Consider the following 25,992-nt stretch of genomic DNA (forward strand, 5'->3'; position numbering starts at 1 on the left):
TTGGACACATTTAGTCTAACTTAGAGGGTGCTTTTTTATGGGCATATTTAATCTTCGGGTGCGCCTAATTTGTGCACAAATCTTAAAATAAAAGGGCAATAGTGGGCAAGATGGATTGATTTGGAACAAATGTTGTATACAAGCTTGTATGCATAAAAACAACAAAATGAGGTAAATTTAGGGTGCGTAGTGTGATTTTTTGTTTTATTTAAGATATTGATAAATATTAAAAAATATATGTTTTAAAGAATGTTAAAACCTTCATTTAGACCTGCTTGGCATAGAAATTGAATTGGCACCTATAGCGCTAATAACAATCATGCATTGAAAAATGCACCCTAAGTTTCAAGTTTGGAGAAAATGAGATGTTCCAACAAAAATTATTAACGAAGACATTCCTTGCAACTGCAATTATGGGGAGTATTGCTTTAACAGGTTGTTCAAAACCTGCAGATAAAGCGAGCACAGCAGCATCTGAACCTGTTGCCACAGCAGCGAGTGGTGACACCATTAAAGTCGGGATTTTACATTCACTTTCAGGCACGATGGCCATTTCTGAAACGTCTTTAAAAGATACGGCATTGATGGCCATCAATGAAATCAATGCCAATGGCGGTGTACTCGGTAAGAAATTAGAACCTGTGGTGGTTGATCCTGCATCTGATTGGCCTTTATTTGCAGAAAAAGCACGTCAGCTGATTACCCAAGACAAAGTGGCAGTAATTTTTGGCGCATGGACATCCGTTTCTCGTAAGTCAGTTTTGCCCGTAGTGGAAGAGTTAAATGGTTTACTGTTCTATCCTGTGCAATATGAGGGGCAAGAACAGTCTAAAAACATTTTTTACACGGGCGCTGCGCCAAATCAACAAGCGATTCCTGCAGTGGAATACTTGATGAGCGAAGAGGGCGGTAAAGCAGAGCGCTTTGTTCTACTCGGTACGGACTATGTCTACCCACGTACCACCAATAAAATCTTACGTGCGTTTTTGAAGTCCAAAGGTGTCGCAGATGCTGACATCATGGAAGAGTACACCCCCTTCGGTCATAGCAACTATCAAACTATAGTGAGCAATGTGAAGAAATTCGCTGCGGGTAAGAAAACAGCGGTGATTTCAACCATCAATGGCGACTCAAATGTGCCGTTCTACCGTGAATTGGGGAACCAAGGTATCAAAGCCTCTGACATTCCTGTCATGGCCTTCTCTGTGGGTGAAGAAGAACTCCGTGGTATTGATACCAAGCCATTGGTTGGACATTTGGCGGCGTGGAACTACTTTATGTCAGTGAAGAACCCAACCAACACTGAATTTGTCAATAAAATGAAGCAGTATGCAGTGGAATATAAACTGCCGAATGCAGACAAAATCGTGACCAATGATCCGATGGAAGCTACCTATGTGGGGATCAATATGTGGAAGCAAGCTGTTGAAAAAGCAGGAACGACCGATGTTGATAAGGTTCGTGAAGCAATGGCTGGTCAAGAGTTTAAAGCACCTTCTGGCTACACCTTAAAAATGGATGCAGAAAACCATCACTTACATAAACCAGTCATGATTGGTGAGATTCGCGCAGATGGTCAGTTTGATGTGGTCTACAAAACACCAAGTGTGATTAAAGCAGAGCCTTGGAGCCCATACATTCCTAAATAATTGTCTTAAGTACTGAGCCTATAGCTTCGGCTGTGGGCTCTTAAATAAAAACATCCCGATACGGGACTTTTTAAGCAACCTTAAGGGAATATTTTATGAATCCAAAGATTTTTTGTGTCGCGATACTCTGCTCAATGGCACAGCTCATGAGTAACAGTGTTTGGGCTGAAAATACTGAACCCACTTCTGCTACACAAAGTGCATCAGCATCTAATGACGCCATTCAACGTTTTGTTAAAGCAGAATTTGCAGAGCGTCGAGCCATGCTGAGCCAGTGGCCGGGCACGATTGAAGAGTTTGATCGTCTCGTTGCATTTATTGAAAATGATGAGTTATACAAAGACAGTGCAGGCACGACATATATTTTAAAAAATAATGAGAAATTATTGAGTTATCCTGATGAGCAAGTGATTGAAACTTGGCCGGGTGATTTATCTCAAGTGACATTGGTCAATACGTTACGTAAAGCTTTAAACTTTGGTCAGGCACAAGCAAAATTAAAATCTGAAGACTTTTCTCAACGTTTAGAAGCGATTGATATTTTAGAAAATAACCTGTCTGAATTGAATATTGCACAGATTAATCAGCTCTATTTGAAAGAGCAAAATAACAAAGTCAAACAGCGCTTAGCACAGCTTAAAGCACGTTTAGATTTTGAAAATCCAGATGTGTTGGTACAGATTCAAGCAGCAAAAGTACTCGCTGAGTCAAATCGCCCTGATGTTTTAGCCTTAGTAGAACAAACCCTCACCCAGCCTAATCTGAATCCAGATCTCAAAGCTATTTTGGCGGATGGCAAAAGTCAGATTAAAACTCGCATCCAAGCCAGTGAATGGGCTGGACATGTATTTTCTGGTTTTAGTACAGCCAGCATTTTACTGCTAGCAGCGCTCGGTTTAGCCATCACTTATGGCCTGCTTGGTGTGATTAATATGGCACATGGCGAATTGATTATGATAGGGGCTTATACCACCTATGTGGTGCAAAGCCTGTTTAAGACTTACTTAGGCAGTTATGTTGATTGGTATTTAATTGCAGCTATTCCTGCAGCCTTTGTGGTAAGTGCGCTGATTGGCATGTTGATTGAACGGACGGTAATTCGACCGCTATACGGTCGTCAGCTGGAAACGCTGTTGGCCACTTTTGGGGTCAGTCTGATTTTGATGCAATTGGTACGGATGATTTTTGGCGCGCAAAATGTCGAAGTCTCCAATATTTCATGGTTATCGGGCGGTATTGCACTGAGTCCCAGTTTAATGCTGCCGTATAACCGGATTGCCATTATTGTATTTACGGTTGCGGTGTTACTGCTGTTGGTTTACCTGCTCAATAAAACACGCTTTGGTTTGTTTGTTCGTGCCGTGACACAAAACCGCCAAATGGCACGAGCTGTAGGCATTCGTTCTAGTCGTATTGACATGATGGCTTTTGGACTGGGTTCAGGCCTAGCTGGTCTGGCAGGCTGTGCCTTAGCGCAAGTAGGTAATGTTGGGCCTGATTTAGGTCAGAATTATATCATTGATGCTTTCTTGGTCGTTGTTGTTGGTGGTGTAGGACAAGTCTGGGGAGCGGTACTGGCAGCACTCGGTTTGGGTATCAGTGGTACGATTCTTGAAATTGGCATGGGCGCTGTTCTTGCGAAAATTATTCTACTGGTTCTTGTGATTTTGTTTATTCAAAAACGTCCACAAGGTTTGTTTGCCATCAAAGGCCGTTTTGTGGAGTAAGCGCATGAAAATCACTTCTTTATTATCTGATAAACCTATCAGTGCAATGGCAATAGCGGCGTGTTTTGCTGTCATGTTATTGCTCCCATGGTTACATTTACTTCCTGCTGATTCGGCATTTTATCTTTCTGCGTATTGGGTCACCCTGATTGGTAAAATCATGTGCTTGGCTTTGGTGGCTTTGGCACTGGACTTGGTTTGGGGCTATGCAGGCATTTTAAGTTTAGGTCACGGCTTGTACTTTGCACTGGGGGGGTATGCTTTCGGCATGTATCTGATGCGCCAATCTGCAGGGGATGCACTTCCTGACTTTATGCGTTTTTTAAGTTGGACTGAACTGCCATGGTATTGGGTGGGTACCAATCATTTCTTATGGGCTTTGGCCTTGGTGGTGTTGGTTCCTGGTATGGTGGCTTTCATCTTTGGTTTCTTTGCGTTTCGCTCCAAAATTAAAGGCGTGTATTTTTCGATTATTACTCAGGCTATGACTTTTGCGGCGGCACTGTTGTTCTTCCGCAATGAAACAGGCTTTGGTGGAAATAATGGTTTTACAGGCTTTAAAACCATTTTTGGCATGGACATTACCTCAGCATCCATGCGTGCCACACTCTGTTTTCTCACCGCTGTTGTGCTGTTGTTGTGCTTTGTGGGATTGCGTCATCTTATGAATAAACCTTATGGCCGTGTACTGGGAGCAATTCGTGACAGCGAAAATCGCTTACAGTATTTGGGCTACCGCACACTTTGGTACAAGCTATCTGCATGGGTGCTGTCGGCGGTCATTGCAGGTATTGCAGGGGCTTTATACGTTCCCCAAGCAGGTATTATTAACCCAAGTGAAATGAACCCCGTCAATTCGATTGAAATGGCGGTATGGGTGGCTGCGGGTGGGCGTGGGACTTTGATTGGCCCAATTTTGGGTGCAGGGTTAATTAATGGCGTGAAAACCTATTTCACCGTGGCTTATCCAGAAGCATGGTTATTAATCTTGGGTGCTTTATTTATTGTGGTCACCATTTTCTTACCCAAAGGTGTCATTGGTCTGTTTGACCGTTTTAAAAAGGAGCGTAGCGAATGAGTGAGCTAATACAACCTCATGGTGGCCATGCTTCAGACGGCTATGGGCGTCCCAAAGAACAAGGCGCTGACTTTAGCCACGGTATTGCACTGTACTTGGAAAAAGTCAGTGTTTGGTTTGATGCCTTTCGGGCCTTAAATGATCTGTCGCTGTACATCCAAGAAGGGGAGCTACGCTGCATCATTGGACCCAATGGGGCAGGTAAAACCACACTGATGGATGTGATTACAGGCAAAACCCGACCGACCGAAGGCTCAGCTTTTTTTGGGCAAAACTATGATTTGGCCAAGATGAGTACGGAGCAAATTGCAGAAGCAGGCATTGGTCGTAAATTTCAAAAACCAACGGTATTTGAAAATTTTACAGTGATGGAAAACTTGCTACTCGCGGCACCAAAAGATAAGCGTGTCAAAAAAAGCTTCTTCAGTAAACTGGATCCAGATGCGCAGTTGGCTTTGGATGAGTCTTTGGCGCAAATTCGGCTAGAAGAATGGGTACATAAACCTGCGGGGCTGTTGTCACATGGACAAAAGCAATGGTTGGAAATCGGCATGTTGCTTATGCAACGTCCTAAGCTGATTTTACTTGATGAACCTGTGGCAGGCATGACTGATGCCGAAACAGAACGCACGGCTGAGCTGTGTTTAGAGTTGAAGAAAAATCACACTTTGGTGGTGGTTGAACATGATATGAGCTTTATCGACACCATCAGTGAAAAAGTGACGGTACTGGCTCAAGGGTCGATTTTAGCTGAAGGCACATTGGCAGAGGTACAGGCCAATGAAGATGTGATTGAGAAATACTTAGGACGTTAAGGAGCCGACCATGTTAGAAGTCAAAGACGTCAATCAGTTTTACGGTGGCAGTCATATTTTAAGAGATGTTTCATTTCAGGCCCCTGTGGGAGAGTGCTCGGTGGTGTTGGGGCGGAATGGTGTTGGAAAAACCACCTTACTGAAATGTCTGATGGGGATTTTACCGATCAAGTCGGGCCAAATTTTACTTGATGGTAAGGACATCTCGAAGATGAATCCTGAACAACGTGTTCGTGCAGGTTTGGCTTACGTGCCACAAGGCCGTGATATTTTTTCGACCCTAACTGTTGAAGAAAATATCCTGATTGGCATGGCCAAGTTTAAGGGGGCTAAAACCCGAAAAGTACCTGAACATTTGTATGAAATATTCCCCGTATTAGATGAAATGAAACATCGTCGTGGTGGAGATTTATCGGGTGGACAGCAGCAGCAATTGGCGATTGCGCGTGCTTTAGCGTCAGAACCGCGGGTGTTAATATTGGATGAACCCACAGAAGGCATTCAACCTTCTATTATCAAAGACATTGGCCGAGTGATTCGTAAACTGGCGGATGGTGGTGAGATGGCGGTGGTTTTGGTTGAGCAGTTTTATGACTTTGCCGAAGAATTGGCTGATACATATGCCGTTATGGCCCGTGGGCAAGTGATTGCACAAGGGGCAGGCAGTGAAATGCCTGCAAAAGGTATTCGAGAATTGGTGGCGATTTAAGTCTCGTTATTTTCCCCTCTGTTGAACAAGTGACAAAAAGCCTCCCTGCTAAAGGGGAGGTTTAGAGGGATTTATTGTTTCTAATTCTTTTAGAAATTGGAAAATTTAATGTTTTTAAATCTCGGTATTTTCGTTCCATAGAAAATAAATACCATATTGACCCGTTCTAAATTCGCCACCAATAGCTTTTCCTGAGTCTGTCAGAAAATGCTTACCATTTTCTGTAAGGTTTAAATAGCCTTTATTGACTAATTTTTCCAATAAGTCTGGAGTTTTAATTCCAACTTTTGCAGCGAGTTTCGCAGTCGTTAGTTTTGTAAAAATGATGTCTTCTTCATGATCTGCCACTTCTGAAACTGGAGGTATTTCTGTTTTTACTTCATCTAGGGTAATACGTACTTCATCGCTAATTCGGATAATTCGTTGAGCTTCTTCATAAGCATCTTTGAAAACTTCAGTGTCTTCATATTTACGGACTAAGATTCCCATTTCATTGTTATTGACTTGGCTGAACTCATAAAGGTTTAGACTGGAAATGATACATTCACTTTCATTGATATAGCATTTTGCATGCAAATTTTTGCAAAAGCTAACTCGGACAAAATCTAATTTTTGCATCCATTTGATTTCGTCTGGATGTAAATCACTCTTTCCATAAACAATACGGATATCAATTTTTAGGCGATCTTTATCTTCTAAAAGTTCTTTGATTCGGTCATTTAAACGTAGATAAGGACTAATTAAAATGAGGCGTTCTTTGGCATTTTTGATGAGTTCTTCAAGAAAAAAATTAGTGCCACTCGTGTTTAAAAATTTTGCCATTTATCCCTATGATTATTCTGAATAATTAAATGAGATACTAACGCATAAATACTGGGTTAGGGATGATCGAGAAGCATAATTTGAATTTTTTCATCAAACTGAAAAACATCACAATTATGTCCAGTCCCAATTCGATCAATAACGGCAAAATCACTAGGGGATTCCAGTGTTAAAAGTGGATGGTGCCATGTCCCTATATGATAATTCACACCCTGCGAACCATCTGTAATAAAAGCCTGTAATTTACAAATATCAGGTCGATCCGTATCCAAACTTGGCGCAACCAACACTAGAAATTTTTGACCGTGCATCGGGATGAATGCTTGAGAGCCTTTGGGGTGACGTTCCAACATTGAAATTTCAACAGGAAGTGTAGTGGTCTGGATATTTCGAAAGATACTAATACCAACTTTTGCATGGCCCATAATTTCAGTTTCAGCCAAGGCATGATAGCGCTCAGTGTGTGCATCATTAATATGGAAAAAATCATGCCCTCGGCAGCTAATCACATCACCAAACTCGGCAAAATTTTCATTGCTAATCGGTTGAATCAAAATATGATGGGGCATGGGTTTCTTCCAAATGAAAACTGTATTTTCAAAACTGATGTATATATGAAAATATAACAGCATAAATCTAAAATAATAATTGAGCTAATCATGTCAATTTGAATATAAATTAGACAATTTTACCCCATAGACGAATGCGACTAATGCCACCGTCGGGAATCATATTGACCCGAATATGGGACACTTTGTTCTGTGTTAAAATTTCATTGGCATAACAATGGATATGATCCATTTGCATGATTTTCGCCTCTAATAAAAAGGGCCAAAACATACTTTGTGGAATCAGTTGTGGGTCGGTAGCATCTTCAATATAAATGGCTTGAACTGAAACTTCAGCTGGGTAATTGCCTTTAAAATGTGCAGTGTCAATTTCAATTTTTTCAATAGAGCCTGCTTGCCCCAAGGCTAAAATGCACCAGTCAAAACCAGGTGCCCGACGACGTTTAGTTTCCCAGCCATCGCCCATATTGATCCCTCTACCGGGATTAATTAAATTACGGGGATGTCCAAAATGGGCATCACTATATGCAATGACGCGTCCTCCATTTTCCAATGCCAACAGATCTAATATTTGATTGTGGCCGGTAATTTGGGTTTGCACATCACCATAAACACGAAGACGCGCGATGCCACCATCAGGATAAATGTTTAAACGAATATGGGTATACACCATTTCAGTTTTAACCTCAAAAATATGGTGCTGGCTAGGTCCCAATATACTGTTTGGTAAAATTTGGTGCCATTCCACATCTTCAAAGTTACCCTTTGGTGCATAACAGGCTTCAATAGCCGCGGAAGCAGGATAATTGCCAGTAAAGAATGTCGTGTCGATATCAAAAGCTTTAATTTTTCCTGCGACTCCAAGTTTGACTATGGCCCAGTCGTAACCTGCATGGCGCTTACGCCGTGTTTCCCAACCATCCATCCATTTTCCGTGATCGTCAAATTTATCCTCCACAAAAACTGGATCGTCAAATTGCAACATGCGTTTGGCTTCAGCAAAAAAATCATCCGAGCATTCAATCACTTCAGCCCCAATACGCAGATCTGCCAGATTGGTCAATTGTTGTATATTCGTAGGAAGCTCAAAGCTAGGTGCAAATAAGGTTGCCATGAAATAGGTCCGTGTTTAGGATCATCAATAGGTGATTTTTCGTTTTAAAAATAAAGAAATTTATCTGCCAATTTTACGAAAATGAAATTACTTTCTTTCCTTTATCTAGCACAGCTTATGCCAACTTTTGATGGACATAAATGAAGGGCTCAAAGATGGCATGCTTTTCGCTTTTTCAATCTGAATGATACAAATTTGAAAAAGAGGAACAGATGGAAATTGCAATTATTGGTGCAGGGATGGGTGGTTTAACGACAGGAATCGCATTGAAGAAATTTGGGCATCGAGTCACCATTTATGAGCAAACAGAGCATATTTTACCTGTAGGTGCAGCCATTTCATTGTGGTCAAATGGTGTGAAATGCCTGAATTATTTGGGCTTAACCCACCAAGTCGCACGCCTAGGTGGGCAGATGGACCATTTGGCTTATGTTGATGGTTTAACGGGGGATGTTATGACCCAGTTCAGCCTGTATCCTTTGATTGAAGAGGTTGGACAGCGACCATATCCTGTTTCGCGTGCCGAACTACAAAACATGTTGATGGATGAATTTGGGCGTCAGGATATCAAGCTCGGTAAAAAAATGCTGTCTTTAGCAGAGCACAATGATATGGTCACAGTTCGCTTTGCAGATGGAACAGAAATCCAAACAGAATTATTGGTTGGAGCAGATGGAACTCACTCTTTGACTCGAGCGTATGTTCTTGGTGATCAAGTTGAACGCCGTTACGCTGGTTACGTCAACTGGAATGGTTTAGTTGAAATATCTAGTGATTTAGCACCAGCAGATCAATGGACGACATTTGTTGGCGAAGGGAAGCGTGCTTCACTTATGCCAGTTTCTGACAATCGCTTCTATTTCTTTTTTGATGTGCCTCTACCAGTTGGTTTGGAAAATGATCGAAATCAATATAAAAAAAAGTTGAAAGAGTATTTTCAAAATTGGTGTGCGCCTGTGCAAAGCCTCATTGATGCAATGAATGAACAACAGACTAATCGTGTCGAAATTCATGATATTGAGCCATTTACTGACTTCTATAAAGGTCGTGTGGTGATCGTCGGAGATGCAGCACATAGTACAACGCCTGATATTGGGCAAGGCGGTTGTCAGGCGATGGAGGATGCCATTTATTTGGCACGCGCACTACAAATTAATACTTTGGGCTTACAAGACTCGTTACGTCGTTATCAAAATAAACGCAACGAACGCACAGGAGAAATGGTGCTACGCGCACGTAAACGTTGTGATGTGACCCATATGAAAGATGAAAGTGTAACCCAGGCATGGTATGAGGACTTACGCACTGAGCAAGGTCCTCATATCATGAAGGGAATTATTAGTAATATTGTGGGTAATCCGCTGGATTAGGGGATATTTTTTGTGGCGTATTTAAGCTCGGAGTAAAGGACCACTGTCCTTTGCGTTTTTGTGAAAATTACTCATACAAATTGATTGAGCAGTTGGATTTCAGACGCGTTAAGCTAATGGAAAGTAACAACAATAAGAGCAGCCATATGGACACATTATTATTAAGTATTCAACCCAATGCTTTAGAAATGCTGATTTTAGAGTCGACTGCTGTGCAAGATGTATTGGATTCGCAACAGCTTGAATCACGTCTGCTTTTAGGCTCAAACTGGAAGATCTTACAAACGTTGTTGCAGGGGAGTTTTAAGTCTGGAACTTCCTTACTGGCTTTGAGTGTACAAGCTGAACATCATTTATCGGAACGTCAGAAACAACTCACAGAGGTGCGCTATAACACGGCAGTTCGTGTAGTTGAAGTCGAAGAAGCATTAGGGAAACTCGATATTGATGACTTTAAAAAGCATATGCAAACTACTTGTTTAAAGCGCCTAGAGCAGGAGCATGGGATTCGGACTGAGTCGATAGAACTGCAATTTGCGGAGTTGAGCTTGCTGTTTGCTCAACTCAAAAATTTTTATGAACAAGCAGCAAAGCATAATTACGCTGTGATCAGTGTAACCAGTGACAATTTAACGCCAATCTCACTGATTTAACATCAATTGCATCAGTACTAGATCACGCCATTGGCCAAATTTTTGTCCCACTTGTGGCATATAGCCTGTTTGTACGAAGCCGAATTTTTCGTGTAATGCAATTGATGCAAGATTGGCATGGTCAATTCCTGCAACCATGACATGCATTTGCTGTATTTTTGCTTGTTCAATCAAATAGGCTAAAAGTTGTTTACCTAAACCCTGACGTGCATAGTTGGGTGAAATATAAATAGAATGCTCAACGGTAAAACGATAGCCTGAAAAATTACGGAAAGTGGCATAGTCTGCAAATCCTGCAATCACCTTTTTCTCTTGGTCTTCCATTACACAAAATGGAAATTGCTGATTTTTAAAGTGTTGTAACTGTTTTTGAAAATGCGCTAAATCATATGCATGTTCATTCCACGTTGCCATACCATGTAGAACTTCAGCATTGTAAATATTTTGAATGGCAGGCAAATCGTGTTCAGTAGCAGGGCGAATGATAAAAGACATGGAAGGCTGAGTCGTTGTATTGGAGCTTTATCATGCTGCTTTTACATAAAAAAAAGCAAGACAGAAGTCTTGCTTTTGGATATTCACAAAAGTGAATTAGAAGTGGTATTTGATTAATGCACTAACGTCATTTTGGTCTAAACCTTTGATGCCGTATTTGTTGTTCCATACAGAGTGTTCAACACCCACATAAAGACGTGTATCTGGAGAAATGTGTTTACCAACATTCCATTTCCATTGTGTTGTCCAGTTTAATTCACTTGCATGACCTGCATTTTCACCTGTTGACCAGTCAAGGAAGCCATCAACAAGGAAATCTTCAGAACCTAATTTCACTGGAATACCATAGACAGCAGTCATTTGGTAGTCATCAGTTGTTCCTTTCTCATTATCCGCTTTATAGAAGTTCAACTGTGCATATTGGAAATAAGGAATAGCAAGATCAAAACCAATACCATAGAGGTAGTTGTTGAAGTCTGCACCTGAGTAGTTCGAGCTATTTGCTTCCCATGTTCCCGCAATTAAAATATCTTTAATTGGACCAGCTTCTAGTTTAGTTCCTGTAACAGCACTTAAGCTTAGGCGAGGCGAAAGCTCGAAATATGTGCTGTTTTCGAAATCATTGTGAGCACGGTCAGCGAAGCCGAAAAAGTCACCATATTTCAATTTAGCTGTATATTCGACAGTAGCCGTTGTTTGCTGGTTATTGTCATCCATATTTACAGGATGCGCATAGTTTTCACCGTATAAAGCAGTGAGGCTAAAGTCTTGCCAGATCGGCGCAGCTTGAGAAATTGCCGCAGCAGAAGATAATGCTACGAAAGCAGCAATTTGAGTCAGTTTCATGAATATTCCCCAAAAAATCGGATACAAGGATACCGATTATTAAGCAAAAATAAAGCCAAATTTGACGAACGTGATGGAGATGGATCATAAAAAAAGGTTATTTATTACACTTTTTTTACCAAATGGTTTAGTGGTGGGCTTCCTGAAGTATTTTATTTTTAGTGACAGACTTTCTTTTTGAAGAAGGAAGATGATTGAATAATAAATTTAATAATATCGCCATGATACAGGTCGAACTGATCCCAGAATGGAACAGGGTTTGCACCCATTTGGGGAAGTTTATAAAGAAAGAATAATCTATGATTGGAATCATGCCTGCTGCAATTGAAGTTGCAACAATAATTAGATTTTTTTGCTCATTATAGTCAACTTTAGCCAATGTTCGGATGCCACTAGCAGCTACTGTTCCAAATAAAACTAAACCTGCCCCACCTAAAACTGGGAATGGAATAGCCGCAATCAAGCGCCCCATAATCGGTAATAAACCCAAGATCACTAAAATACCACCACCTGCAGCCACTACAAAGCGACTTTTAATTCCTGTAATGGCAACCAGACCGACGTTTTGCGCAAAAGCACTTTGCATAAAGGAACCCAAAATAGGTGCTGCCGCACTCGATAGCATATCTGCACGTAAACCTGCTGCAATGCGTTCAGCATCGACCTTCGTTCCAACAATTTCTCCTACTGCAATAATGTGGGCAGTAGTTTCCGTCATAATGACTAAAGTCACAATCAGCATTGAAAGAATTGCGGTGAATTCAAAAACAGGAAGCCCAAAAGCAAAAACACTCGGGGCTTGAATCCAAGCACCATTGGTGATGTGGCTAAAGTCACCAAAACCTAGAATATAGGCGATGCATGTACCTAGAATGATTGATACTAGAATCGACAACCGCCGCATGGTCGGGCTTTGAAGCATATTCAGTCCAATCACGATTGCTAAAGTTAGGAGAGCCAAACTGATATTTTCAATACTTCCCCAGTTCGGTGCCGTTTTATTGCCACCCATCATCCAACGGACAGCGACAGGCAGGAGGGATAAACCAATGATGGTGATGACGGAACCTGTGACGACAGGGGGAAAAAAGCGAATAATTTTGGAAAAATAAGGGGCTAAGAAAAAGCCAATCAATGATGCAACGATGACTGCACCATAAACTGCGGGCAGCCCTCCACCTGTAGTGACAATCGCCACCATGGTAGCGACCCCTGCAAAAGAAACTCCTTGCACCAAAGGAAGTTGCGCCCCGATGTATTTCACCCCTATGGTTTGTAAAATAGTGGCTAAACCGCCGACAAACAACGCCGCAGCAATGAGTAAACCAATCTGTGCCGCGTTTAAGCCTGCTGCAGTACCAATAATCAGTGGGGGTGCAACAATTCCACCATACATAGTGAGCACATGTTGCAAACCGTAAGCTACACTTTTAGTCGCCCCCAAATACTCATGTTCTGGAGAGAGGCTTTTATTGAGTTTTGTCATGTTGTTTTTCCCCATATTCTGTTGGTTTGTGTTGTGCTTAGCTTCCACGGTAAGTGGAATAAGCAAAAGGGCTGATCAGCAGAGGAATGTGATAGTGTTGCTCGGTATTTTGGATATAAAAATGAATCACAGCTTTGGGGAAAAATGTTTCAAGACCTTGTTTTTCGAAATAATCCTTTGTATTGAACTCAAGTGCATACTCTCCAGAAATGAGTGCTTCTAAGCCAAAATCTGCTGCTTGAATACGACCATCTATATTGGTTTGTGCACAAGCCAATAATTCGCCAACATGATTGAATAATTTCACATCGACCTGAGTTGCAGGTTGACCTAAAGCAGTATCTAAAATATGGGTGCTGATCATGCGGTAAGCTCCTGTGTAAGGCGAAGGATAGCAATTTCAGATAACTGCTGTTTGACGATGCGTTGTTCCGTTTCAGGGTCGTTTTTTAGTCGATAGTTCAGTGCCGTTAAAATATCATTCACATTTAAACCTGAAGCCTTGATTAAGAAGATGTAGCCATATTTTTTTTCATAAGCGATGTTGGCGGTGAGCAATGCCTGTTGAGTCTCTTTATTGGTTTGGAGTTGGGCCTGTTCACGTTCTGAAAAAGCTTGTTCGGTTGGGCTAAGTTCAGTTTTGGCTCGCTTCTCTCCAATCCTTGGATGCATATCTAGAGCAGATTGAACCTCGTCCCATGTCCATGTCTGGCTAAGTTGAGCTGCGTAATCAAGTACCTTTTGTATAGATGAAAAGGGGCGGGCTGCAATAATGGCTTGCCCCCAACTTTGAATAGGCACGCAGTGTTTTAATCGGTTTTCGAGTTCGGCAGGGGGGGATTGATTAAATTCGTTCAGATGCACTATTTTGACCTGATGTTTAAAAAGAATAGCTAAAACTTTGCAATATCAGTGCCAAATACAGACAAATTTACACCCAAAAATAGCTAAATAAACGCCCAAAAGAGGCTCCTATTTACATGATGCTTCACATATTAGGGGCATGATGTTGATACCAATGTTCAGCAATCTCTGAGCGACGACAGATCCAAACTTTTTCATGGCTCTGAATGTAATCGAGAAAGCGTTGCAAGGCTTTAAAGCGACCCGGACGACCGAGAAGACGGCAGTGCATACCAATCGACATCATTTTCGGACTGCTTTCACCTTCGTTATACAACACATCAAAACTGTCCTTTAAATATTGGAAAAAATGTTCTCCTGTACTAAAGCCACCAGCGGAACTGAACTTCATATCATTGCATTCAAGTGTATAAGGAATAATCAGATGCGGACGTGTGGTGCCATCGGTTTGCGTTAATGTGGTCCAAAACGGTAAATCGTCGCCATAGTAGTCCGAGTCATATTGAATCTGTGGAAACGCTGCGAGCAATTGACGTGTATTGGGGCTGTCTCGGCCCGTATACCAGCCGATGGGAGTTTGACCCAATAATGTTTCAAGTACGCTCAAGGCCTGATCCATATGTTGATACTCGGTTTCAATATCGACATTTTGATAGTGCAACCAACGTTGTCCATGAGAGACCACATCGTATTGGGCTTGTTTGATTGCTTCGACAATAGGTGGATTACGTGCCAGTGCCATACCTACCCCAAAGATGGTCATCGGGAGTCCACGTTTTTGAAACTCCGCATGGATGCGCCAAAAACCTGCTCGTGAGCCATATTCATACATGGAATCCATGGAGCGATGCTGAGCAGGAAAACTCGCTGCACCGACCAACTCAGATAGGAACTGCTCAGAACCAGCATCACCATGCTCAATATGGTTTTCAGCCCCTTCTTCATAGTTCAAAACAAACTGTAGTGCAATGCGTGCTTGATTGGGCCAGTGAGCGTGTGGTGGGGTTCCTGCATAGCCAATTAGGTCACGTGAATAGGCAGAAGTTTGAATAGAATCAATGAGTTCTTGGCCACGTAAGTAAGTGCTTGTCACAATAAGTATCCTTTTCATATTTTTTTTAAAATATCACTTGCATAATTTTGAGTTAGGCCCGATATTCAAAGTAGAAGGACACAGATCTGCAGACTCAAAAGTGTTCATCATTCAATCAGGGGAGGTTGCTTTCCAATAGAAATTGAAGATGGTCGTATGCTGTTAAAACAGTAAGCTACAAGTGTGCCAAGATAAAAAAGTTTTGCACAGAAAAGAGTCAAATAAAGAGAGGATGTTATTTTATGAACATAGAAATCCGTACAGATAAAAACATTCAAAATAGTGACCGTTTAATTAGTTATGTACGTGCAGAGCTCAATCAAGAATTCCAACGTCACAGTGAACGTATTACCCATTTTTCAGTGCATCTGAGTGATGCCAATAGCCATAAAGGCGGAGATGACGACATTCAATGTATGATTGAAGCTCGTCCTGCAGGTTTAAAACCCGTGGTTGTAAATCATAAAGGTCATAATGTCGATACGGCGATTCATGGTGCGATTGATCGCCTCAAACGTAGCCTAGAACATACCTTTGAAAGGAATGATAAACCACGTGCTGGGCAACCTGTTTATGCAGATCAGGATGATGGCCTAGAGGATGAGGAAGAATAAACCTCACGGAATTTTAAAAAGCCCCAGATTTGGGGCTTTTTTCATGTTTGGCACTCACTTTTATCCAACATTACGGATAACAAATGTTCCGTTTATTCGGCATAATAGAATAAAACTGAATTGAAGAGCGTCCTCTCCATGTTAACCGCGCAACAACAAGCTTTCGTGCAAGCACTTGAAGAATTAGATCTTCAGCAAGTTCAACGTTTATTAGCAGATGGATTAAATCCAAATTTTATTGACTCTGAAAAAGGACCTGTGATTTCAGTTTGGTCAGATGGCTTATTTAAATGGTGGGAAGCAATTTGCGAAGCGTATGAAGCGGGTACACCTTTATCAGCACAAGAAAAGCAAGATAGCCTAGCGGTACATTTAGAAATTTTAGAACAGTTAATTCAAGCAAAAGCGAATTTACATTTGTGGGATACAGAGGAAATTTATGGCCCACTTTGGGATGCTGCAAGTGCTGCATGTGCGCCCGCAGTCAAACGCTTATTGGATGAGAAAGTCGATCCAAACACCAAAGATGAAGATGGTTTGACTATTTTATCTTCGATTAGCGATTTGTTCTTTGATTGTGAATTTGATGAAATTAACTGGGCCGAAGCATTAGCTGAAGAAAAGCAAACTTTAGAGTTGCTTCGTCAGCACGGTGCAAAAATGTCAAAAGAATTAGCCTAAACAGCGAGAAAATCATGATGAAATTAAAACATTTGGGTTTATGTGTCACAGCTGGATTCAGTATGAATGCGATGGCTGCAGATTTTTCCTTTGACCGCCCTGGCTCGGGTATGGGTACTGGCATTACGCCTGTGGGTCAGTTGGCATGGGAGCAGGGCTTAGCCAATGCAAATTATGTTGAGTCCACCACTGCCGATGGGGAAAAAGTAAAAACCACCAACTTAAATGCAGATATGTTGTTCCGCACAGGTCTAGCAAAAAACATCGAATTACAATTGGGTTGGGCAGGTCCGTCGTGGCAGCAAGTGAAAGTGGCGGGTAACAAGTCTGAAACAGATGGTTTGGGTGATGTCAGTGTGGGTGTAAAAGCGGCTATTCCACTGGATGATGAACGTTTGAGCATGGCCGTATTAGCGGAAGCGGTTATTGCTACAGGCAATGATGGTTTCACCAATGAAGATGATATTTATAGCCTGACTTCTGCTGTGTCTTATGATTATAGCGATCTCGTGACAACATCTATCACCATGCGTTATGAAGTTCAAAATAGTGATTGGGCAATTTCTGCAATTCCGACACTCGAGTACCAATTTACCGATAAACTCAGTGGCTTCTCTGAATTGGTTTACCGTAAAGCAGAAAGCCAAGACAATGAATATGCGCTGGGTACAGGTTTAATGTATGCGGTCAATCAGCGGATGCAACTGGATGCAAGTGTTGGCGTTGACTTAGATGGTTCAGATAAAAGCTATTACTCAGCCCTTGGCGTTTCATATTTATTTTAATTAGAAAAAGAAAACATTATGGAAAAGCATCTTCATCTGGAACAGGGGAAGAACGGAAGAACGTGGTATCTGGTGCTATCAGTATTGATTATCAATCTGTGTATTTGGGCCAGTATTCTAAACGTTCATGCAGAAACTCCACTGCTTTCAGCCAAGGATGCGTTTCCATTTACAGTGGAGTCCACAACTGAGCATAGCGCTCAGCTGCATTGGGATATCCCTGAACACTATTATATCTATCAGCACAAATTTGAAGTGAAACAGGCAGGACAGGTGCTTAAGTTAGAGCTACCTCCAGCCCATGATTTATATGATGAAAATTATGGGCATACCCAAGTTTATTATCAACACGTACAATTTGATTTAAATACACAAGCTTCGCAAACCTATCAGGTGACTTGGCAGGGTTGTGCCAAAGATCGTATTTGCTATCCACCGCAAACCATTGAATTTAAAACTGATGTTAATGGCTTGATCAGCCTGCAAGATCAGGCCAGTGGTTCAAAACGGCTGTTAGATTTGGCAGCGCAGTCGAATACTCAAGCGCAGTCCTTAGAGACAAATGTGACATCTGAACAAGTAACATTAAGCGCTGATGATTCCGCAGCCCAAGACCAAATGTGGTCAGAGGAATTGGCTAAGAGTTCGTTGGCTTATGGCTTATTGCTGTTCTTTGGGCTCGGCATCCTGCTCGCGTTTACACCGTGTTCTTTACCCATGTTACCGATTTTAACTTCTCTCATTATACGAGACAGTAAAGGTCTTAAAGCATGGATGATTGCTTTGGTCTTTGTCTGCAGCATGGCGATGGTTTATGCCATTTTGGGGTTGGTTGCATCCTCCGCAGGTTTGAATTTTCAGCGTTGGTTGCAGCAGCCTTCAACCCTCATTGCTTTTAGCCTGCTTTTTGTCTTATTCGCGTTAAATTTATTTGGACTATTTGAGCTTAAACTGCCTCAAGTGCTGGTCAATAAACTTGATCATATTCAGTCCATGCAAAAAGGGGGCAGTCTGCTCAGTGCGGGAATCATGGGTATGATTTCTGCCTTGTTGGTTGGCCCTTGTATGACAGCCCCTTTGGCTGGTGCTTTATTGTTCATTTCACAAACGCAAAGCCAGTGGCAAGGTGCAGTTTTATTGTTCACTTTAGGCTTTGGGATGGGAACGCCACTTCTGCTTGCCAGTATATTGGGGGCTAAAATCTTGCCACGTGCAGGGTTATGGATGAATCAAATTCGTGTGTTATTTGCTTTTATTATGTTGGCTTTGGCGCTGTATTTTATTCGCCCAATGCTTTCTGAGACATGGATGCAACTGCTAAGTTTAGTCCTAGGCTTAAGCTTTATTGGCTATGTGTTATATCGTTTAATGTGGAATAAAACCCAGTTACGTGTGTTATATATCGTGGCGTTGCTGATTGGCGGGTCTTATATTAGCTATAGCCAATATCAACAGAGTCAACGTTTTTTTGAGTCACCAGTGACAGACTCTGCGCATTGGCATGTCGCAAGTACGGCGGCAGAGTTTCAGCAGTTATTAGCACAAGCACCGAAAGGCCAAAAAATCGTGATTGATGTCTATGCGGATTGGTGTATTGCCTGTCAGCCGATTGAACACCGTATTTTAAAATCTGCCACAGTACAACAGGCACTTGCGCCGTATTATTTAATTAAACTGGATTTGAGTCATTATGATGCAACCCATCAAGTGCTGTTAAACCAGTGGGATATTTTAGGGCCACCCACCTATTTATTTTTAGATGCCTCACAACAAGAAATTCGCGGTTTACGTTTAACAGGTGCATTTACTGAGGCTGAACTTTTAGCTCAATTACAACGTTTTTAAACCTGAGGGAGAAGGGTGATGCAACGTTTATATATTGCCAATAAAAACTCCTCCAGTTGGTCAATGCGAGCGTGGTTGGTTTTAACCGCATTTAACATCGACTTTGAAGAGGTACTCGTTCGCTTTGATGCGACAAACCCCAGTTTTAAAGAGCAACTATCCCATATTCATGCCAATGCTCAAGTACCTGTTTTAGATGTAGGAGAATTTAGAATTTGGGACTCTTTAGCGATTTGTGAATATTTGGCTGAGCAACATCCAGACTTAGCACTTTGGCCAAGAGCTAAAGCGTTAAGAGCGCAAGCACGAAGTATCAGTGGTGAAATGCACAGTAGTTTTATGGCACTGCGTGAATTGTGCCCAATGAATCTTCAGATGCAATACAGCACAGCCGAAGGTCAAGCACTTTGGGAGAAGCATGCGGCATTAAGAGCAGATGTTGCGCGGATTGAACACATTTGGGCTAAACGTGCAGACGCGCATGCTTTTTTATTTGGCAATTTCTGTATAGCCGATGCCTTTTATGCACCTGTGGTGATGCGTCTCAAGAGTTATGCATTGCCCGTATCTGAGCAAAGCCAGCAGTATATGCAACAGATAATCAAGCATCCTGCTGTCAGTGCTTGGATCCATTCTGGATTAGAAGAAGCTGTCTAGTGACGTGAAATATGAGGGTTATCACGGCATTTGGACTCGTATTCAATTTCAGAAGCACCGATTTCAAAATAGCATTTAATTTGATTCCGTCCTCCGGCTTTCGCTGCATAAAGTGCTTTGTCAGCTTGGTTTAATAATTGTTGGGGTTTTAATTTATGTGCAGATAGGGCAATACCGAAACTGGCAGTGATACGAATCGAACGTCCATCTTCATTTTCAATAACCAAAGATTCAATGGCTGCCCGACAACGTTCTGCAATACGGCGCGCACGATGTTGCGAAGAACGCTTTAAGATTAATATAAACTCTTCGCCACCATAGCGACCTACGATATCCTGTTCACGTAAATGCTCACTCAATTTTTGACCGACTGCAATTAAAACTGCATCTCCCATATGGTGTCCGAACTGATCATTGATATTTTTAAACAGATCGAGATCTAGTAGCACAATTGCATAAGGAGAATGTTTCTCATGACGTAAGTTTTCTAAGTTTTGGCTAATACTGCGTCGGTTAAGCGTGTTGGTGAGGGGATCAATCTGACTTAAACTTTGGATCTGTTGTTCACGATGACGCCACTGGCTAAGTAAAATTTCAAATAAAATTAAGCAAGTGATTAAGATCGGAGTAATGAAATACAACATCGAAAATAACCAGAAGCCATTAAGAAAAAGCTTCCCATCAATGATAAAAAGAGGGGAGTAAGGGACAACGTCAATAAAACTCAGATATCCTGAAAAAACTAAAAAACTCGTGGCAGGAATCAGCATCATATAAATGATTTTGCGTTTAAACAGCACTAAACCCAGCGTCAGTAAACAAATGTAGGCAATCATGGTCATTGGGCTTAAAACCCCAACAAAATAGCTGTCTTGGCAAAGTGAAATCACAAAGATACCGATGGCGACATAAGGTAAAAAGCGTTGCACCCATGCGCGATCCTGTAAAGCATAGCAGGGGTAAATCAGCCCTAAGAGCACCAAACAAAAAATAGAATTCAGCACAAATTGAATGCGAACAAACTCGATATTGACCACCTGCCAGTATTGAGGGTTCATTAGAATAAACGTATCCCAGCCTAGCCAAGCAATATGGATGGTACAGGCTAAAATAAGCATCAGAATACATTTTTTCAATGTACTCCAATTCATAATGACTTCCTCTTCAAGTAGATAGCGAGAAAGTTTATTTTTCGTTAATTTTTTAGAGGCAACGGCTAGTGAATTCATTCAATATTCTTATCCTTTTATTTTCGTATTATTTTTTAATTTAAATATCATTATCATTAATTTTAAAATTGAAATACAAGATAGCACCTAAAATCATAGTAAAAACATCCCTACAAAAAGGGAAAAGTGTTCTATTTTTGAAACATAGTGTTTTACTGAAGTGCATTATTCTGGTAGGGCAATTCTTTTAATATGCTCCTATTAAAGAAAGATTAGTCTGGAATATCCCATGAAAGTTTTACACATTGATTCAAGTATTATGTCTGATGCTTCTGTGTCTCGTCAGTTAAGCCAAGCCATTGTGTCGCAACTTATAGAAAAGCATCCTCAAGCCCAAGTTGAGTATTTGGATTTGGCGACACAACCAATTCCACATTTAGATGCGGAAATCTTGATGGGGCAAAATGCAGAGCAGTCGGCTTTAGGTGAACGCATTATTCAACAGTACCTCGATGCAGATGTCGTGGTCATTGGCGCAGCAATGTATAACTTCGGGATTACCTCAACATTAAAAGCATGGATTGACCGCATTAGTGTTGCTGGTCGTACTTTTAAATATACAGAAAATGGTCCTGTAGGTTTGGCTGGTGACAAAAAAGCATATATCGCCAGTAGTCGTGGTGGTGTTTATGGCGACAACAGCCCTGTTGATTTCCAAGAAGGTTTTTTGAAAACAGTGTTTAACTTTACTGGCGTGACAGATGTTGAAATCATTCGTGCAGAGGGTGTGAATATGGGGCCAGAGTTGAAAGATCAAGCCATTACAGCAGCATTGGCACAGGTAAAAACCATCTAATCACAATAAAAAGCAGTTTCATGATTCCTCACTCGGTCAGCCTCAGGCTGACCTTTTTTTATTGAACTAATGATATCTAGTCTTGGTCGAGTGATTGAGCAAAAGTGGCAATATCGTCCAAGGCCATTTTGGCTTCGGGAAACCATGCATTAAACATTTGGAAGTTATGCCACATGCCCGTGTAGAGTTTAAAGGTCACGTCCACACCGGCTTTTGTTGCTTTATCTCTAAACCGTTGTGCATCATCTAACAGAATTTCTTTTGAACCAACTTGCACGAGAGTCGGAGGCAGATCGGATAAATCATCAAATAATGGAGAGACAAGTGGGTCAGCAGAATCAATTTGCTTGGGTAGATAGTACTCGATGCCCGTTTCAAGGGCTTCAATGGATAACAGCGCATCTAACTGGCGGTTATAGCGAATAGATTCACTGGTTAAACTTAAGTCCAAGAAAGGCGAGAGTAGAATCAGTCCACTAACCTGTGAGAGTTGTTCATCGCGAATACGCAGTGCTAAAGCCAATGCTAGATTTGCACCACAAGAATCGCCAGATAAAATAATGTCTTTGGCTTGTATACCTTGTGCTAATAAAACTTGGTATACATCTAATAGTGCATCAATGGCCTCAGGATAAGGATGCTCAGGTGACAAAGGATAATCCAGATGGATCACCTGCATGTGCGTGCTTGCAGCAAGGTCTGAGACAAATGCGCGGTGGGTATTCATTGAACCTAAAAAGAAAGCCCCGCCATGAATGTGCAAAATGAGCTGAGTGGCCTCGGTTTCAGCTTTCAGTTCTTCCGCACGCAAGCCTGCAAGACGCAGAGGGCGGATTTGAACGGATTTATTGAGTGGGAATGCACGACACATTTGTTCAATGAGAAAACGCTGACTACTGGGAGGGAGGCTAAATCGACTCGGGGTTCGAATCGTGGTTTTTAAAAACTGCTCTGTAATAATTTGTTTCCATGGATCGGCAATCTTCATAGTTATTCCATTTTATTATTTGTTTTACCTTGAGTTTGTGTATTTACCAACATAATTTACAAGGTTACACTAATTAGTCACATTGAAAAATTGAAAAATTGTTGTGACTTTTTAATAATGATAGTCGTCTATACTAGACTAGGGAAATGACAAAAAATGAAAAAAATTGCACTTGCATTAAGCGTACTGGGATTGGCCGCTCTAACTCACGCAGCAGATCCACTTAATGGCACAGTTTGGAAAACGATTGATGACAAAACGAAGCAACCGCGTGCGGTTGTGAAATTCACTGAGCAGAAAAATGGAACTTTAACTGGCAGTATTCAAAGCATTCTGACACCTGGTGAAGAAAATGCATGTACGAAATGTGAAGGTCCGTATAAAAACAAATCATTGAAAGGTTTGACAATCGTACATGGTCTAAAAAATGTCGGTGGTACAAAATACGATGATGGTAAAATTTTGGATCCGAAAAATGGTAAAACTTACAGCTTAAAAGGTGAGTTAACTTCGGGGGGTAAAAAGCTTGAACTCCGTGGTTATCTTGGCGTTGCTGCTTTAGGTCGTAACCAAACATGGATTCGTGTGAATTAATATATAGTCTAAAAAAGCCGAGCAATTGCTCGGCTTTTTTATTTTTGTTATGCCTTTAAGGCGCGAATTGCATCTTCATCGAAACCTACAATAAAACCATTTGCTGTCGCAATGACAGGGCGCTTAATCAGGCTGTGGTAAGTGGTGAGTGCATCAATTAATCCTTGCTCTGAAGCTAAAGCGGTCTGTTGTTCTGCTTCGGTCAGTTTACGCCAAGTGGTGCCTTTTTTATTCAGAACGAGATCAGCACCTAGTTGATCCAGCCATGTTTTTACGGTTATAGCATCAATCCCTTGCTTTTTATAATCATGAAATTCATAGGCCAAACCTAATTCACTCAGTAGGTCGAATGCTTTCTTCATCGAGTTACAATTTTTAATGCCATAAACCTTCAACATGGGAAACCCTTTTTGCTTTTAATCTGGGTTTAGAGTAGCTGAAAAAAGAGGATGGCTCTAGTACCGTATTTTAATCTCAAAACGTCATGTGTTTGTCATAAAAGGTATTTAAAATAGAAATCAAGAAGAAGAGAATTGTTAAAATACTAATCTAAGAATAATAATTAAAAAAGAAGAGACTAAAAAAGAGAAAACCCGCATTTAATCATCCTGATCATGCGGGTCTCATTACAACGTCCATTGTCACATCCTTGAGAGCAAACTAAAACTATAGCTTGTTCAATTTCATCCTACGGCTTCCTGTCCTTGTGCTGTCATCCTGACATCGTCCCTTTGCCGTGGAAACATAATGCACTGATTGATTGATCAGAAAAAGACTCAAAAAACGGCAGATAATGTAAGTTAAAAACCCATACTCAGTAAACACTTGTTCACTGAGTGTGGGTGAAAAGTGGATATTTCACTAGATTTGATAGTCAATAATAACGGGTGCATGATCGCTAAACCAAGTCTCTTTATAGACCCAAGCATTGACTGTACGGGCTTTCCAGTCAGGGGAGCAAGCTTGATAGTCAATCCGCCAACCCACATTTTTGGCACGGGCTTGCCCACGGTTTGACCACCATGAATAAAGTTCTGCTTCTTGACGAACTTCACGGAAAGTATCGACATAGCCAAGTTCATCATAAATGTGATCAAGCCAAGCACGCTCATGCGGTAAACAGCCTGAGGCTTTTTGATTGCCTGACCAGTTTTTAATGTCGATGCGTTTATGCACGATGTTGTAGTCACCACAGACAATCACGGACTTATTTTCTTCACGCCATTGTTTCAAAATTTGTTTGTATTCTTCTAAAAAGTGATCTTTACGTACTTGTGCTTCTTCGCCAGAAGAACCCGAGGGTAAATAGAGTGAACAAATATGTGCGGTTTGGCCTAAACCTAAGTCAAATTCAGCGGAAATAAAGCGACCTTGAGAATCGGCCAATTCAAAACCAAGCCCATCCGTGACTGAAACAAAGGGTAGACGGCTATAAATGGCAGTGCCTGCATAACCTGGACGTTCGGCAGGGAACAGGTGGGTATGCCAACCTTCAGGTTTAAATTTATCCGTCCATTGTTCGTGAGTGATACGAGATTCTTGCATGCAAATCACATCAGCATCTGATGTGGAAATCCAATCAAAAATCCCTTTTTTTTCTGCAGAACGTAGACCATTTACGTTAATTGAAACCACACGTAAAATTTTTTGATCACTTGGATAGCTACTCTTTGGTATCATGCGCAAGTCTTACCTCAATTTGAAAATTCGGAGCACCGCATGACAACGCAAGCGACATTTAACCCTCAAGCTTTTATCGAACTCGCATTATCACGTGGCGTGCTTAAATTTGGTGAGTTTACTTTAAAATCGGGTCGTGTGAGTCCTTATTTTTTTAATGCAGGTCTACTCAATGACGGAGAAGCCTTGTCTCTCTTGGCTTCTGGCTATGCGGCCAAACTGACAGAATGCAACAATGTTGAGGTGGTTTTTGGTCCTGCATATAAAGGAATTCCTTTTGTTGCAGCGACAGCTGTGGCGTTGTCGCAAAACCATGGTGTGAGTGTGCCTTGGGGGTTTAACCGTAAAGAAGCCAAAGATCATGGTGAAGGCGGGGTCTTGGTTGGTGCATCTGTTGCAGGCAAAAAAGTCTGGATTATTGACGATGTGATTACTGCGGGCACAGCGATCCGTGAAGTGGTCACCATTTTGAAAAATGCAGGTGCGCAGATTGCAGGCGTGTTGGTGGCATTAGACCGTCAAGAAAAAGGTCAAGGTGATTTGTCTGCGATCCAAGAAGTGCAAAAAGAGTTGGAAATTCCTGTACATGCATTGGTGACCATGAAAGATTTGATGAATTATTTAGAGGCTAAAGGTGAGACTGAAGCGTTAGCCAAAATGGAAGCCTACCGTGTGAAATATGGCGTCTGAACGTTGAAATAAAAAAAAGGAAGCTACTGCCACTGCTGTCCCACAAATATCACAAGAAGAACCTCAGTTGAGGTTCTTCTTGCTTATTCCACTTCTTATCAGGAAGAAATAGTGCCTTTAAGAGCTTCCTTTCAAATAAATTC

Annotated in this window: 28 protein-coding genes; 15 read left to right on the plus strand and 13 right to left on the minus strand. The window is 41.4% G+C overall.

Translation table 11 applies throughout. The features are described 5' to 3' along the window. The first annotated feature begins 365 nt into the window (after positions 1–365). The 5 genes from urtA to urtE all read left to right on the plus strand — a co-directional run bounded on the left by urtA (position 366) and on the right by urtE (position 5,978). Positions 366–1,649 carry an urea ABC transporter substrate-binding protein gene (gene urtA / locus ACE01U_RS10470; protein WP_395579415.1) on the plus strand — a complete coding sequence of 428 codons (1,284 nt, stop codon included), beginning with the start codon at positions 366–368 and terminating at the stop codon, positions 1,647–1,649. A 95-nt stretch (positions 1,650–1,744) separates the two neighbouring features. Beyond that, positions 1,745–3,376: an urea ABC transporter permease subunit UrtB gene (urtB, locus tag ACE01U_RS10475; protein ID WP_395579416.1), complete on the plus strand. Its 1,632-nt coding sequence runs from the start codon at positions 1,745–1,747 to the stop codon at positions 3,374–3,376. A gap of 4 nt (positions 3,377–3,380) precedes the next feature. Beyond that, the gene (gene urtC, locus ACE01U_RS10480) at positions 3,381–4,454 is read left to right on the plus strand and encodes an urea ABC transporter permease subunit UrtC (protein WP_119063324.1); all 1,074 of its coding nucleotides are present in this window, start codon (positions 3,381–3,383) and stop codon (positions 4,452–4,454) included. Further along, a complete protein-coding gene (gene urtD / locus ACE01U_RS10485; RefSeq protein ID WP_110974599.1) occupies positions 4,451–5,269 on the plus strand; it encodes an urea ABC transporter ATP-binding protein UrtD in 819 nt (272 codons plus the stop codon). The genes urtC and urtD overlap by 4 nt, the downstream gene beginning before the upstream one ends. A 10-nt stretch (positions 5,270–5,279) precedes the next feature. After that, positions 5,280–5,978, plus strand: coding sequence for an urea ABC transporter ATP-binding subunit UrtE (gene urtE, locus ACE01U_RS10490; RefSeq protein WP_395579417.1), 699 nt, complete (start codon positions 5,280–5,282; stop codon positions 5,976–5,978). 114 nt (positions 5,979–6,092) lie between these two features. On the opposite strand, the gene ACE01U_RS10495 is transcribed toward urtE, so the two are convergent. The 3 genes from ACE01U_RS10495 to alc form a co-directional block, all read right to left on the minus strand. After that, positions 6,093–6,800 carry a phospholipase D family protein gene (locus ACE01U_RS10495; protein ID WP_110974600.1) on the minus strand — a complete coding sequence of 236 codons (708 nt, stop codon included), beginning with the start codon at positions 6,798–6,800 and terminating at the stop codon, positions 6,093–6,095. 56 nt (positions 6,801–6,856) lie between these two features. Next, positions 6,857–7,369, minus strand: a complete 513-nt coding sequence (locus ACE01U_RS10500; protein WP_395579418.1) for an ureidoglycolate lyase — start codon at positions 7,367–7,369, stop codon at positions 6,857–6,859. Between the two features lie 109 nt (positions 7,370–7,478). Next, positions 7,479–8,483 carry an allantoicase gene (gene alc / locus ACE01U_RS10505; RefSeq protein ID WP_395579419.1) on the minus strand — a complete coding sequence of 335 codons (1,005 nt, stop codon included), beginning with the start codon at positions 8,481–8,483 and terminating at the stop codon, positions 7,479–7,481. A gap of 212 nt (positions 8,484–8,695) precedes the next feature. On the opposite strand from alc, the gene hpxO reads away from it, so the two are divergent. Both hpxO and ACE01U_RS10515 read left to right on the plus strand, forming a co-directional pair. Next, the gene (gene hpxO / locus ACE01U_RS10510; RefSeq protein WP_086210292.1) at positions 8,696–9,853 is read left to right on the plus strand and encodes an FAD-dependent urate hydroxylase HpxO; all 1,158 of its coding nucleotides are present in this window, start codon (positions 8,696–8,698) and stop codon (positions 9,851–9,853) included. A 146-nt stretch (positions 9,854–9,999) separates the two neighbouring features. Continuing rightward, positions 10,000–10,506, plus strand: coding sequence for a DUF1877 family protein (locus tag ACE01U_RS10515; RefSeq protein WP_110974604.1), 507 nt, complete (start codon positions 10,000–10,002; stop codon positions 10,504–10,506). Here the strand turns inward: ACE01U_RS10515 and ACE01U_RS10520 are convergent. The 6 genes from ACE01U_RS10520 to puuE all read right to left on the minus strand — a co-directional run bounded on the left by ACE01U_RS10520 (position 10,495) and on the right by puuE (position 15,290). Continuing rightward, the gene (locus ACE01U_RS10520; protein ID WP_110974605.1) at positions 10,495–11,001 is read right to left on the minus strand and encodes a GNAT family N-acetyltransferase; all 507 of its coding nucleotides are present in this window, start codon (positions 10,999–11,001) and stop codon (positions 10,495–10,497) included. The two genes, ACE01U_RS10515 and ACE01U_RS10520, sit on opposite strands and share 12 nt — an antisense overlap. 96 nt (positions 11,002–11,097) lie before the next feature. Next, positions 11,098–11,847: an outer membrane protein OmpK gene (locus tag ACE01U_RS10525; protein ID WP_119063318.1), complete on the minus strand. Its 750-nt coding sequence runs from the start codon at positions 11,845–11,847 to the stop codon at positions 11,098–11,100. Between the two features lie 127 nt (positions 11,848–11,974). Then, a complete protein-coding gene (locus ACE01U_RS10530; RefSeq protein ID WP_395579420.1) occupies positions 11,975–13,333 on the minus strand; it encodes a nucleobase:cation symporter-2 family protein in 1,359 nt (452 codons plus the stop codon). Between the two features lie 37 nt (positions 13,334–13,370). Next, a complete protein-coding gene (gene uraH / locus ACE01U_RS10535; RefSeq protein WP_086210287.1) occupies positions 13,371–13,697 on the minus strand; it encodes a hydroxyisourate hydrolase in 327 nt (108 codons plus the stop codon). After that, positions 13,694–14,197 carry a 2-oxo-4-hydroxy-4-carboxy-5-ureidoimidazoline decarboxylase gene (uraD, locus tag ACE01U_RS10540; protein WP_086210286.1) on the minus strand — a complete coding sequence of 168 codons (504 nt, stop codon included), beginning with the start codon at positions 14,195–14,197 and terminating at the stop codon, positions 13,694–13,696. The genes uraH and uraD overlap by 4 nt, the downstream gene beginning before the upstream one ends. Before the next feature lie 124 nt (positions 14,198–14,321). Then, positions 14,322–15,290, minus strand: a complete 969-nt coding sequence (gene puuE, locus ACE01U_RS10545) for an allantoinase PuuE (protein ID WP_086210285.1) — start codon at positions 15,288–15,290, stop codon at positions 14,322–14,324. 242 nt (positions 15,291–15,532) lie between these two features. On the opposite strand from puuE, the gene ACE01U_RS10550 reads away from it, so the two are divergent. The 5 genes from ACE01U_RS10550 to ACE01U_RS10570 all read left to right on the plus strand — a co-directional run bounded on the left by ACE01U_RS10550 (position 15,533) and on the right by ACE01U_RS10570 (position 19,872). Further along, positions 15,533–15,904 carry an HPF/RaiA family ribosome-associated protein gene (locus tag ACE01U_RS10550; protein ID WP_086210284.1) on the plus strand — a complete coding sequence of 124 codons (372 nt, stop codon included), beginning with the start codon at positions 15,533–15,535 and terminating at the stop codon, positions 15,902–15,904. A 138-nt stretch (positions 15,905–16,042) separates the two neighbouring features. After that, positions 16,043–16,585 carry an ankyrin repeat domain-containing protein gene (locus ACE01U_RS10555; RefSeq protein ID WP_291374768.1) on the plus strand — a complete coding sequence of 181 codons (543 nt, stop codon included), beginning with the start codon at positions 16,043–16,045 and terminating at the stop codon, positions 16,583–16,585. Positions 16,586–16,599: 14 nt separating this feature from the next. Beyond that, positions 16,600–17,370, plus strand: coding sequence for a transporter (locus tag ACE01U_RS10560; RefSeq protein ID WP_086210282.1), 771 nt, complete (start codon positions 16,600–16,602; stop codon positions 17,368–17,370). An 18-nt stretch (positions 17,371–17,388) separates the two neighbouring features. After that, the gene (gene dsbD, locus ACE01U_RS10565) at positions 17,389–19,215 is read left to right on the plus strand and encodes a protein-disulfide reductase DsbD (protein ID WP_086210281.1); all 1,827 of its coding nucleotides are present in this window, start codon (positions 17,389–17,391) and stop codon (positions 19,213–19,215) included. A gap of 18 nt (positions 19,216–19,233) precedes the next feature. Next, a complete protein-coding gene (locus tag ACE01U_RS10570; protein ID WP_086210280.1) occupies positions 19,234–19,872 on the plus strand; it encodes a glutathione S-transferase family protein in 639 nt (212 codons plus the stop codon). Here the strand turns inward: ACE01U_RS10570 and ACE01U_RS10575 are convergent. Then, positions 19,869–21,101 (minus strand): GGDEF domain-containing protein, encoded by a 1,233-nt coding sequence (locus ACE01U_RS10575; protein ID WP_171264487.1) that lies wholly within the window; start codon positions 21,099–21,101, stop codon positions 19,869–19,871. The two genes, ACE01U_RS10570 and ACE01U_RS10575, sit on opposite strands and share 4 nt — an antisense overlap. 229 nt (positions 21,102–21,330) lie before the next feature. Between ACE01U_RS10575 and ACE01U_RS10580 the strand changes: the two genes are divergently transcribed. Beyond that, positions 21,331–21,897 carry an FMN-dependent NADH-azoreductase gene (locus tag ACE01U_RS10580; RefSeq protein WP_119063311.1) on the plus strand — a complete coding sequence of 189 codons (567 nt, stop codon included), beginning with the start codon at positions 21,331–21,333 and terminating at the stop codon, positions 21,895–21,897. A gap of 76 nt (positions 21,898–21,973) precedes the next feature. Here ACE01U_RS10580 and ACE01U_RS10585 read toward each other — a convergent pair whose 3' ends face one another. Continuing rightward, positions 21,974–22,885, minus strand: coding sequence for an alpha/beta hydrolase (locus tag ACE01U_RS10585; RefSeq protein ID WP_086210278.1), 912 nt, complete (start codon positions 22,883–22,885; stop codon positions 21,974–21,976). A 156-nt stretch (positions 22,886–23,041) separates the two neighbouring features. Between ACE01U_RS10585 and ACE01U_RS10590 the strand changes: the two genes are divergently transcribed. After that, positions 23,042–23,479 carry a DUF2147 domain-containing protein gene (locus ACE01U_RS10590; RefSeq protein WP_086210277.1) on the plus strand — a complete coding sequence of 146 codons (438 nt, stop codon included), beginning with the start codon at positions 23,042–23,044 and terminating at the stop codon, positions 23,477–23,479. Positions 23,480–23,526: 47 nt separating this feature from the next. Here the strand turns inward: ACE01U_RS10590 and ACE01U_RS10595 are convergent, their stop codons facing one another. Together ACE01U_RS10595 and ACE01U_RS10600 are read right to left on the minus strand one after the other, a co-directional pair. Then, positions 23,527–23,877 carry a Spx/MgsR family RNA polymerase-binding regulatory protein gene (locus tag ACE01U_RS10595; protein WP_291374775.1) on the minus strand — a complete coding sequence of 117 codons (351 nt, stop codon included), beginning with the start codon at positions 23,875–23,877 and terminating at the stop codon, positions 23,527–23,529. A gap of 463 nt (positions 23,878–24,340) precedes the next feature. Beyond that, on the minus strand, positions 24,341–25,159 hold the full coding sequence (locus ACE01U_RS10600) for an exodeoxyribonuclease III (RefSeq protein ID WP_110974615.1): 819 nt from the start codon (positions 25,157–25,159) through the stop codon (positions 24,341–24,343). A gap of 39 nt (positions 25,160–25,198) precedes the next feature. Here ACE01U_RS10600 and pyrE point away from each other — a divergent pair, with 39 nt between their 5' ends. Further along, positions 25,199–25,849 (plus strand): orotate phosphoribosyltransferase, encoded by a 651-nt coding sequence (gene pyrE / locus ACE01U_RS10605; RefSeq protein ID WP_119063308.1) that lies wholly within the window; start codon positions 25,199–25,201, stop codon positions 25,847–25,849. The last annotated feature ends 143 nt before the right edge of the window (positions 25,850–25,992 follow it).

The sequence above is a fragment of the Acinetobacter halobius genome (assembly GCF_044130335.1).
Classification (GTDB): domain Bacteria; phylum Pseudomonadota; class Gammaproteobacteria; order Pseudomonadales; family Moraxellaceae; genus Acinetobacter.